This is a genomic window from Eisenbergiella sp. OF01-20 (assembly GCF_003478085.1).
In the GTDB taxonomy this organism is placed as follows: Bacteria; Bacillota; Clostridia; order Lachnospirales; family Lachnospiraceae; genus Eisenbergiella.
Genome location: NZ_QUES01000017.1, coordinates 124,565 through 134,341, shown reverse-complemented (window position 1 = coordinate 134,341; position 9,777 = coordinate 124,565). Strand labels below are relative to the sequence as shown.

General features: G+C 45.0%; 5 protein-coding genes. All 5 read right to left on the bottom strand.

Annotated elements, in window-relative coordinates; translation table 11 throughout:
- Positions 1–119 precede the first annotated feature (119 nt).
- The 5 genes from DXA36_RS19220 to DXA36_RS19200 are packed head-to-tail and all read right to left on the bottom strand — an operon-like array spanning position 120 to position 9,471.
- Complete coding sequence (locus DXA36_RS19220) at positions 120–1,031, bottom strand: carbohydrate ABC transporter permease (protein WP_207666368.1); 912 nt, start codon at positions 1,029–1,031, stop codon at positions 120–122.
- A gap of 10 nt (positions 1,032–1,041) precedes the next feature.
- On the bottom strand, positions 1,042–1,980 hold the full coding sequence (locus DXA36_RS19215; RefSeq protein ID WP_243114685.1) for an ABC transporter permease: 939 nt from the start codon (positions 1,978–1,980) through the stop codon (positions 1,042–1,044).
- Positions 1,977–3,974, bottom strand: a complete 1,998-nt coding sequence (locus DXA36_RS19210; RefSeq protein ID WP_118681094.1) for an alpha-glucuronidase family glycosyl hydrolase — start codon at positions 3,972–3,974, stop codon at positions 1,977–1,979. The genes DXA36_RS19215 and DXA36_RS19210 overlap by 4 nt, the downstream gene beginning before the upstream one ends.
- Before the next feature lie 36 nt (positions 3,975–4,010).
- Positions 4,011–5,900: a sialate O-acetylesterase gene (locus DXA36_RS19205; RefSeq protein ID WP_118681093.1), complete on the bottom strand. Its 1,890-nt coding sequence runs from the start codon at positions 5,898–5,900 to the stop codon at positions 4,011–4,013.
- Between the two features lie 16 nt (positions 5,901–5,916).
- Positions 5,917–9,471, bottom strand: coding sequence for a glycoside hydrolase family 2 TIM barrel-domain containing protein (locus tag DXA36_RS19200; protein WP_118681092.1), 3,555 nt, complete (start codon positions 9,469–9,471; stop codon positions 5,917–5,919).
- Between the last annotated feature and the right edge of the window lie 306 nt (positions 9,472–9,777).

The following is a 9,777-nucleotide window of genomic DNA, read 5'->3' as shown; positions in this document are numbered from 1 at the left end:
AATGTTGCCAGTTCACCCGGCTTCGGGTTTTCATAATTCACTTGACACTACCTGATTAATTATTTACTATTAACCTGCCTCCGCTGCTCTGTAAAACCGAACAAACATGCAGGATAATTTTATCCCTTCACAGACCCGATCATCATACCCTGTACAAAATACTTTTGGACAAAAGGATAGACACAGATGATAGGCGCTGCGGTCAATACCATACAACAGGAACGCACATTTGCCGATATCTGGCTTGCTTCGTCAGATACCGCACCAATTTCTGCGGTCCCTGTAGCGCCCATAATTATCTGTCTTAAATAAAGGGCTACCGGCCATTTTCCTTTTGTATCCAGGTACAAAAACGGCCCAAACCAGTTATTCCAAATTCCTACGATATAGAAAAGGAACATCGTCGCCATTATCGGCTTGGACAAAGGAAGTATAATTTTCAGAAAAGTTCCATAGGCATTCATTCCGTCAATGGAAGCAGCTTCTTCCAATTCTCCCGGCAGACTGGCAAAAAAGGATTTCATTATCAGAACATTATAGGTGCTTATTGCCCCCGGAATGATTAATGCCCACATGGTATCTCTCATATGAAGCGCCTGAGCAATCAATATATAGTTTGGTATCATACCTCCTGCAAAAAACATGGTAAACACTACAAAAGGGGTGAAAAATTTGTTTAATACCAGGCGTTCCTTCGATAACGGATAAGCGAGCATGGCAGAACCGGCAACGGAAATCAAAGTACCCAGCAGCGAATAGACGATTGTATTTCTGTAATACAGGAAAAAGTCCGGTTTGCTCAAAATGACCTGATAGGTCTTTGCTGTAAATTCCACCGGAAAAAAGCTGACTTTTCCTGCATAAATAGCTCCCTCCGAGCTGAATGACTGTGCAACCAGGTATATAAAAGGATACAGGGTTACAAAAACAACAAACAGCATTATCACAGTATTACATACTTTAAATATCTTATATCCCCCGGATTCTTTTATTTTTACCCCATTGCCACGAATTTCAGTTTTTTTCGTCATAATCTCTCCTTTACCACAGGCTTGATTCGGTTAATTTTTTGGAAACAAAGTTTGCAGTTGTCACAAGAATCAGGCCGATAACACCTTCAAATAATCCAACCGCAGTAGCATAACTAAAATTTCCTCCCGTAATACCCATTCTGTAAACTAATGTGGAAATAACATCTGCTGTTTCATAAGTGGATGGAAGATATAAAAGAATTATTTTCTCAAAATTAGATCCCATAATGCCGCCGATATCAAGAATCAATAAGGTAACAATAGTCGGCATAATTCCCGGGATAGTTACATGCAGCGCCTGTTTAAACCGGTTTGCGCCGTCAACCCGGGCCGCTTCGTACAGTTCGGTATTGATTCCCGTTATAGCTGCAAGATAGAGTATGGTTCCCCATCCAAGTGCCTGCCAGACGCCTGATATGATATAAATCGGAGGAAACCAGGATGCTTCCTGAATAAAAGAAATCTTTTCTCCCCCCATCATCTGGATAAAGGAATTGACAGGCCCGGATAAGGATACTACCTCCTTGATCATCCCCGCAATGATAACCATTGATATAAAATGAGGAAGATAAGACACTGTCTGCACAAACTTTTTCCACTTTATATTCCTGATTTCATTTAACAGCAGAGCAAACAGCAATGTCATCGGAAAACGTACCAGGAGATAACTTATGCTTAAAAAGAGCGTATTACGGAAAGCTCTCCAGAAGGAAGGATCTTTAAGAAACTGCCGGAAATACCTCAGTCCCACCCATTTTTCCCCAAATATATTGACCCCGCCGGAATATTTACGAAATGCAATGACATTTCCAAGCATAGGTATGTACTTAAATATAACAAAGTAAAGCAACGGTATCAGCAGAAGACTATAGAGCTGCCATTCCTTCCGCAGATGTCTGGACATAACAATTTTGCCTGCGTGGTTTTTTTTCTTACTGCCATTTTTCAATATATTTTCCTCCCTTTTTCATCCGCTATAAAAGACTTTCTGTAAAAATACGTATTTACCTGATCTCTCCATTCTTCAGCATGCTCCCGCTGGTGCTTCAGGCGCTCCTTCACCCGGCGGAATATTTCCTCCGGTATTTTCCCCCGGATTCCCTCCCATATGCCTATCATTTTTTCCACATCCTCCACTCCTTCGAAATGAGTGTCATAAATATGTTGTATCAATGTCTTACCGCTTTTCATTTTATAGTCATACGGAATATAATGAAAAAACAGTAAAAGTTCTTCGGGACAGGAAGCTATATTTTCATACATGGCTGCATTTGGTTCCAGGTAAGTTGATGTATAACCGGTTCCTGCCCGTCCCCTTTCCACACCTATTCCCCGGTGGTCCGCCCTGTGGTAAGTTCCCCATCTGTCATACTCATAACCGTCTACATTCGGTCCGTAATGATTGCCCGGATTCACCATCCAGCCGATTCCCAGCGGAGATGTGTACTTTTCATAGGCAGGCCATGACATCATCAGAATCCTTGTGACGGCAGCGGTAGTTTCCCTATCCGGGCCAAAGGTACATTCACACCATTCTTCTGCAATCTCTTCTGCCGTCAGTGATGCCGAGAAGGCAAGCCTTCCGAATCCAAACCAGTTTGCCGCCGCCAGATCATGTCCTGTCCAGTTCCTGTCCGAACCGGTATTGGCCACCGCCGCCATGCCGCATTCCGTCTGCAAAAAGGTGCGCCCGCTTACAATATCGGAAACCTTATCCTTTGTTTTCCGGCAATATGTATGGAAATCAAGGATTTCTTTAAACATCGGGATAAGATAGCAGACATGCTTCTGCTGTCCTGTATATTCCTGGGCAATCTGAACCTCCAATATCTGGTTGGTTTTTTCCAGAGAACCGAAAAGGGGCGACACAGGTTCTCTGACTTGAAAATCCATCGGTCCGTTCTTTATCTGCAGTATGACATTTTCCGCAAACTGCCCATCCAGAGGCATAAAGTTGTCATACGCCGAACGCGCCCTGTCGGTCTTTTTATCCCTCCAGTCCTGCGTACAGTTGTAAACAAAGCATCTCCATATAATCAGTCCGCCGTATGGCTTTATCATATCGGCAAGCATATTGGCTCCCTGGGCATGGGTTCTTCCATATGTAAATGGCCCTGGCCTGCCTTCCGAATCGGCTTTTACCAAAAATCCCCCCAGATTGGGAATCCGTTGGAACAGCCGTGCCATTTTTTCTTTCCACCAGCTTTGTACCGCTTCCGCCTCCGGATCCGCCGTATCCAGATCCCCCAGCTCTATCGGCGCTGCAAAATTCAGGCTCAGATAAAGCGTAATGCCGTACGCTTCCAGCTCAGCCGCCATACGTTTCAGGGAAAGCTCATATTCATCTGTAATTAATCTGGTTGCATCCCCCGACACATTGACATTATTTATAACCACTCCGTTAATTCCCACAGAGGCTGCCAGCCGTATATAATCCCGGGTTCTGTCATTCAGCAATATCTCCCCCTCTTTAAAAAAGAAGGAGCTTCCTGCATACCCCCGCTCAATGCTTCCATCCATATTATCCCAATGATTTAACATCCTCAAAGGCATATCCGGCAGTTCCTGCAGTTTCAGCCCTGTTAAGGGCAGTTCCCTCTGCACCCTCCGCACAAGTGCATAGGTTCCATACAAAATTCCTGAAGCATCCCCGGAAAAAATGGATATTTGTCCGCCGTATTCTTCTATTCTGTATCCGCCTGCGACAGATATACTTGCATCCATGACAAGGCAAATTCTGTTTTTTCCAAGGTTGTCTTTCCTTTCCTGCCTGTCCGTAATTTCCGGCTGCATTCCGAACATCTCTTCAGCAGCCCTGCACAGTTCAGCGACGGCTGTTTTAATTACCACATGTTTTTCCCGGGTAACTATTGTTTGAAAAAATTTTCTGTCCTCATACCAAGGTATGTTACGGTAGGACAGCCAAGCAAGATTATAATCCATCATTACCTCCGTGCCGCAGTCCGCAGCTTCTGTTTTTTATCCGATTCTCATCCGGAACGGGGAGGCCGGATATCCCCGGAGGTTACACAGCAAACCTCCCTCAGGCGCATTGCTCCAGGCATATCTGAACTCTTTTGCATCCATATGTGCAGGGCACTCCACAATCATTCTGTTTTCTTCCGTCCAGGCCTGTACTTTATAAAAAATCCCGTTTTCCCCTGCAAGCTCCGCCGCCTCCAGCCGTCCTCCCTGTACCAGCAGCTTTTCTGCCGGTTCAAAGGTCACAATAACCCTTCCCTCTTCCTTGCGTATGCCTGCAGGCACAGGCCCCTGCTCCGTTTTTCCATCCCCTGCGTCAAATTCCAAAGCAGCCGCAGCCGCCCTTTCCCCAGCCTCCTTTTTCCGAAGAGGATGTAAATCGTTCCACTCACCCAAATCCAGGTTTACGGTCAGCTTCACCTTTTCCAATTCATGGGATATTTTCCTTTGCGCTTCCCTGATTTCCGGCCATCCGCTGTTTTGCTCGGGAAGATCAATTGCGAAAGAGGGTAACTGCACCAGGATAAAAGGAAGCATTTTTTCTCCCCATCCTTCCCTCCAGGAAGTAACCAGCCGCCGCAGGTATTCTTCATATTCTTCCGGATTTTTATCATTCGACTCCCCCTGATACCACACTACTCCTTTTATTGTCATATTCATGCAGGGCGCCAGCATCCCGTTAAAAAGCCCTGTGGGTTTACGGATAATAAAATCCATCATGGGTGCGGGAGAACATCTGCATCCTATCCTGTACTCCCATTTCCTTTCCGCTGTCCCCCTTAAATCCACTCTTCCTTCTTGGGAAAACAGGCAATATTCCTTACCCGGCGTCAGCCTTCCGCCGCCTCTTTCGCATAATACCCTGATTGTAAGTACGTTCCCGTATTCCTTAAGAATCCCTTCCGGCACTTTGTATTTTCTTGGAGGATACTGATATCCGGTTTCTCCCACCAGACAGCCGTTTACATAAGCTTCATCGCTGTCTGTTATTGTGCCGAGCCATAAATCCGCCGGCTTGCCGGCCATTTGTGAGGGCACATCGAATCGTTTTCTCAGCCAGATTACTCCGCTGAAATTATGCAGCCGATCTCCGGAAAACCATCCCGGCAGTTCCATCGGTTCCCATCCTTCATCGTGCCAGTCCTGATACCAGGGTACGGATGCCAGTCCTGCATCCCTCGCTTTCAGCAGCTTCTGCCAGTCGCTCTGCTGCCTTTCATTCTTTTCTATAAATTCTGCAGCATAGCGATCATCCCGGAATAAGGCAAGCGTTTTCCCAAGTACGGGCCGGTCAGCAACGGAAGCATTAGACAGCCAGGCTTCTATCGGGGAACCACCCTTGCTGACATTGATAATACCAATTGGTATTTTTGACTCACTGTTTACATATTTCGCAAAAAAATAACTGAATGCTGAAAAACCAGCAAGCGTATCCGAATCCGCTTCCAGCCACTCCCCTGATTCCAATTCCTGCTCCGGGCCGTGAAAATTAAAATGCTCCTTCACATGGAAGAGCCTGATATACGGGTTATGGCAATTTTGGAATACATACGGATACGCATCTTTCACTCTGCTTATCGGCAGTTCCATATTGGACTGTCCCGAACATAACCATACATCTCCCACATAAACCCGCTCCAGGGATATCCTGCATTCCCTACTTCTGATTTCCATAGGAAACGGCCCTCCCGTCTGAAGGGTATCCGTAAGAAGCTGCCACCTGCTGTCTTTTCCCACGACGGTTTCCCGTTTACTTCCCTGGAAATTAATTTCCACCCGGCTTCCCGGAAGACCTTCCCCCCATAAAGTAACCGGCTTTCCCCTTTGAAGCACCATCCCCTCCTGCAACAGCCGGGGCAGTTTCAGTTGTAACGCTTTTTTTTTCATAGATACCTCTTTATCTTCAGGTTTTATCAGGAAGAAACCGGAACCATTTCATATCAAATCTGCTGCCCGGCAAGAATATAAAATATACATTCTGCCGCCCCTTTACACGATCCAGCCGGTAAGTTCTTACATCCATTCCGCTGCTTTGTCCGAATTCCACAATCTGCTGTATTTCCTCACCGGTTTCCTGATTTTCAAAACGTATATGTATGGTATTTTTTTCTATCGGGGAGCTACCGCAAATGGCAATTCCCTGCAGCCCGTCCTCCCCAAAATCCATTTGAGGAAATTCCAATGTCACATTGTTCCCTATATCATAGATTCCGTCACGTTCCACTTTAAAATGATCGCCATATACATGTTTACAATGCGCTGCGCAGATACAATCATATGCCGGGTTCTGTCTTGTAAAAATAAATCCTTTTATATGAATTTTTTTGTCAACCACAAAACATATACTCGTAATACCTTTCAGCTTTTTGTCCAAATGATATGTTTCTTCCTGATACACATTCCACCGTGACGGTTTCTGGTAAAGCACGTCCCCAATCTGTATACTTCCCTCTTCCCCCGGCATTCCTTCCCAGATACGGATTCGATACGGCTCATCACTCAGGGCAAAAACAGGAAGTGTTATTTCATCTGAACCAACTGGTCCAAAGTCTAATTCACGATAGCCCACCTGCGTTTCTCCATCCCTGGCTGTCGCAACTCCATATTCATTTCCGTTTCCGACTTCCCCTTTTGAATATTGATAAAGTCCTCCGCAAACAAATTCATAAGGATTAAGATACGCCGTTCCTATTCCGGTTACTTCAAAATCAAGCTGCGAAATCAACCGGATTTTTTCCGTCCCGTTTCTGCTCATACACCGGACTCTGAAGCATCCGTCCCCTTTCGCTTTCACAACGGCATGCTTTCCGTTGACGCTGATTTGGGCTAAATTCGATGGAATTCCCGCATCATCTACAACACTCCAGAACAGCACGGTATCAACTGCATTTTCAGGATATAGCTTCGCCGTTATCTCCGCCTGGGGACAAGCTTTGTCCAACTTCCGGCTGCCATTCATGAGTAATTCAATTTTACGCACCGGCACATCCGTTTTATCCGTCCGCTTACCTTCTCCAGTCGGTAAGTCAGACTCGATTACCTCAAATTTCTCCCTGCATTCTCTTGCCCAAAGGATCAGCTCCTGATCCGGCAATCCATAGGAACTGACGGTTACCGTAATTTTCCCGGGTACCGTTTTGGTCTGTATAACAGCAAGCAGCTTTCCGCCAAACAGCCTTCTGTCATTCCCTTTATACGAATCAAAATCCGTACTGTCCCCATTATCCAGCCCGGCAAGCCTCCCGCTGCCGCTCACATCAACACGGACCCGGTTATTGGCATTCTCTACCGCATGGCCGTCTTTATCAACCATGGAAATTTCAACAAAAAGTAAATCCCTTCCATCTGCCAGAGCGCTTTCCCGATCTGCCGAGCACCGGATTTCTGCCGCATCCTGAAAGCTTTTGTGGAATGCTTCCGCCACAAGAGTCTTTTTATCATCATAAGCTTTCACGCGTATTTCACCGGGTTCATAGGTTACGCTCCAGTCTCCAGTTAAAATAGTACCGTGGACATGGTCGATTTTTCTGATTCCCTGGCTTTTTCCATTTATAAACAGTTCCAGCCAGCCGGCATTCGAAGCCGCCCTCACATCCACGGTCTGCCCTTCATTAAAATCCCAGTATGGAAACAGATGCAGAACGTCCTTCTTCGCTTCCTGCCATTCCGCCTGATAAATATAGTAGGAGTCTTTAGGAAAGCCTGCCGTATCTATCTGTCCAAAATAGGAATTTTTCGTGTGGTAAGGGGTAGGCTCTCCGATATAATCAAAACCGGTCCATATAAACTGACCGCAGGAAAAATGGTTATCACGCTCCCCCGCTATGCACATTTCCGTTGAGACCGCCCCCCAACTCGTTCTGGAATTCCCAAGAGAAGAACACTGCTCATCTTCGTCCGCCAAAATCGATTTTGAGTAAGGAAAATGATAAATTCCCCGGCTCTGTACAATAGACGCCGTCTCACTCCCATAAATAATCCAGTCCGGATGTTCTTTGTGATGTGCATCATAATATTTTTCCGAATAATTATATCCGGCAAGTTTAACAATATCCGCACATTTCTGCGCATTTTCCCACGGCATATAATTGGAACCGATTGTAACGGGGGCATTGCCGGCAGGATCGTGTTTTCTCACTTCATCGGACAACTCTTTTGTGATCTGCAGCCCTCTTTCTCCTTCATGGGTATCATATATTTCATTTCCTATACTCCACATAATCACACTGGGGTGATTTCTGTCTCTCCGTATCCAGCTTGCGATATCTCTGCAATGCCATTCCGTAAAAAAGCGCGCATAATCATAGGTGGTTTTTGGTTTTTCCCACATATCAAAGCCTTCGGAATCGATCAATATTCCCATCTCATCCGCTAAGTCCATCCATTCTGCCGCCGGCATATTGTGCGCAGTCCGGACTGCATTGACTCCCATTTCCTTTAGTATTTTTAACTTTCGGCGCATAGCCGTCTGATTATATGCTGCTCCCAGACAACCCAGGTCATGATGCTCACATACCCCTTTGATTTTGATGTTCCTGCCATTCAGCCAAAATCCGGAATCCGGTTTATACGCGAAGGTCCGGAAACCAAACCGGGTATATTCTGTCTGTACAATTTTTCCTCCCTTATGCAGTTCCGTCTTTACAATATACAGGCAGGGATGATCCGGACTCCAAAGGTCAGGACTGTCAATCATCAGCTGTGCCGTTCCATAAAATAACCCGTTATCCGATCCTCCCTTTTTCTCCTGAATCACTGCTGCACCCGCCAGACATTCGGCAATGGGTTCCTGCCCGTCAGTAATATCTTCCTCATAATTACTGAACTGGCTGGAAGAATATACGGTATCCATACCTGCCGTATTCTTATTTGTATTGCCTCTCCTTTTAAACACCTGAAAACGTAAGGTAATATCCCGCGGATCCGTCTGCTGCTTTACCCCAATCTCTGCAGAAACCGTAACCCTCCAGTTTCCGTTTTGTTCTTCCCTTTCGGATATATAGATGCCATCCTGGATAAGCCATACCGGATCAACTTCCTGAAACCATATATTGCGGTAAATTCCTGCCCCTGAATACCATCTGGAATTGGGACTGTGATATACGGCTTTCACCAGAATCTCATTTACCCCTTCTTTTAAAAATCCGGTTACATCCAAAACAAAAGAGGAATAACCGTATTTCCATTCGCAAGCCGTATTTCCGTTTATGTAAATCGTGCTATCCATATAGATACCGTCAAACCTGAGAAAATATTGTTTGCCTGGTTTTTTCTCATGCATAAAAGACTTCCTGTACCAACCTATACTGTCCTGATACAGGTTGTAAGAATCATAAATCAGCCAGTCATGCGGAATCTCTACCGGTACAAAAACACTCGGAACTTCTTCGTTCTTTGTTTCCGTAAGAACCTGTTTTGCAAATTCCCATCCGTCGTTAAACAGCTTTCCCCATCTCATAAGCTCTCCTTTTCCTGAAAGGAACCTTTTTTTTGTTAAAATGTAATGGTGCCGTAAATGCACAGGCCTGCTGAACAGTTACGTTAAAATAACTATAGTAGTAATTCCAAGTGCTTAATATGTATATAAATCATATTTTTATGGTTTAAAATGACTTTTTCAGAACAATTCATATAATATATTACTTGTTTTTCAATAACTAATAACCGCTCCTTAAAAATATGCATAAATATAGCACGGTCATTTTATTTATAACCAGCGTTTTTTCCGCTGAATCCTTAAATAAAATTACCGTGCCGACTTTTT

Excerpts from the sequence above, each read along its gene's own strand:
- DXA36_RS19220 (WP_207666368.1), bottom strand. The coding sequence starts at position 1,031 with ATGACGAAAAAAACTGAAATTCGTGGCAATGGGGTAAAAATAAAAGAA.
- DXA36_RS19210 (WP_118681094.1), bottom strand. The coding sequence starts at position 3,974 with ATGGATTATAATCTTGCTTGGCTGTCCTACCGTAACATACCTTGGTAT.
- DXA36_RS19205 (WP_118681093.1), bottom strand. The coding sequence starts at position 5,900 with ATGAAAAAAAAAGCGTTACAACTGAAACTGCCCCGGCTGTTGCAGGAG.
- DXA36_RS19200 (WP_118681092.1), bottom strand. The coding sequence starts at position 9,471 with ATGAGATGGGGAAAGCTGTTTAACGACGGATGGGAATTTGCAAAACAG.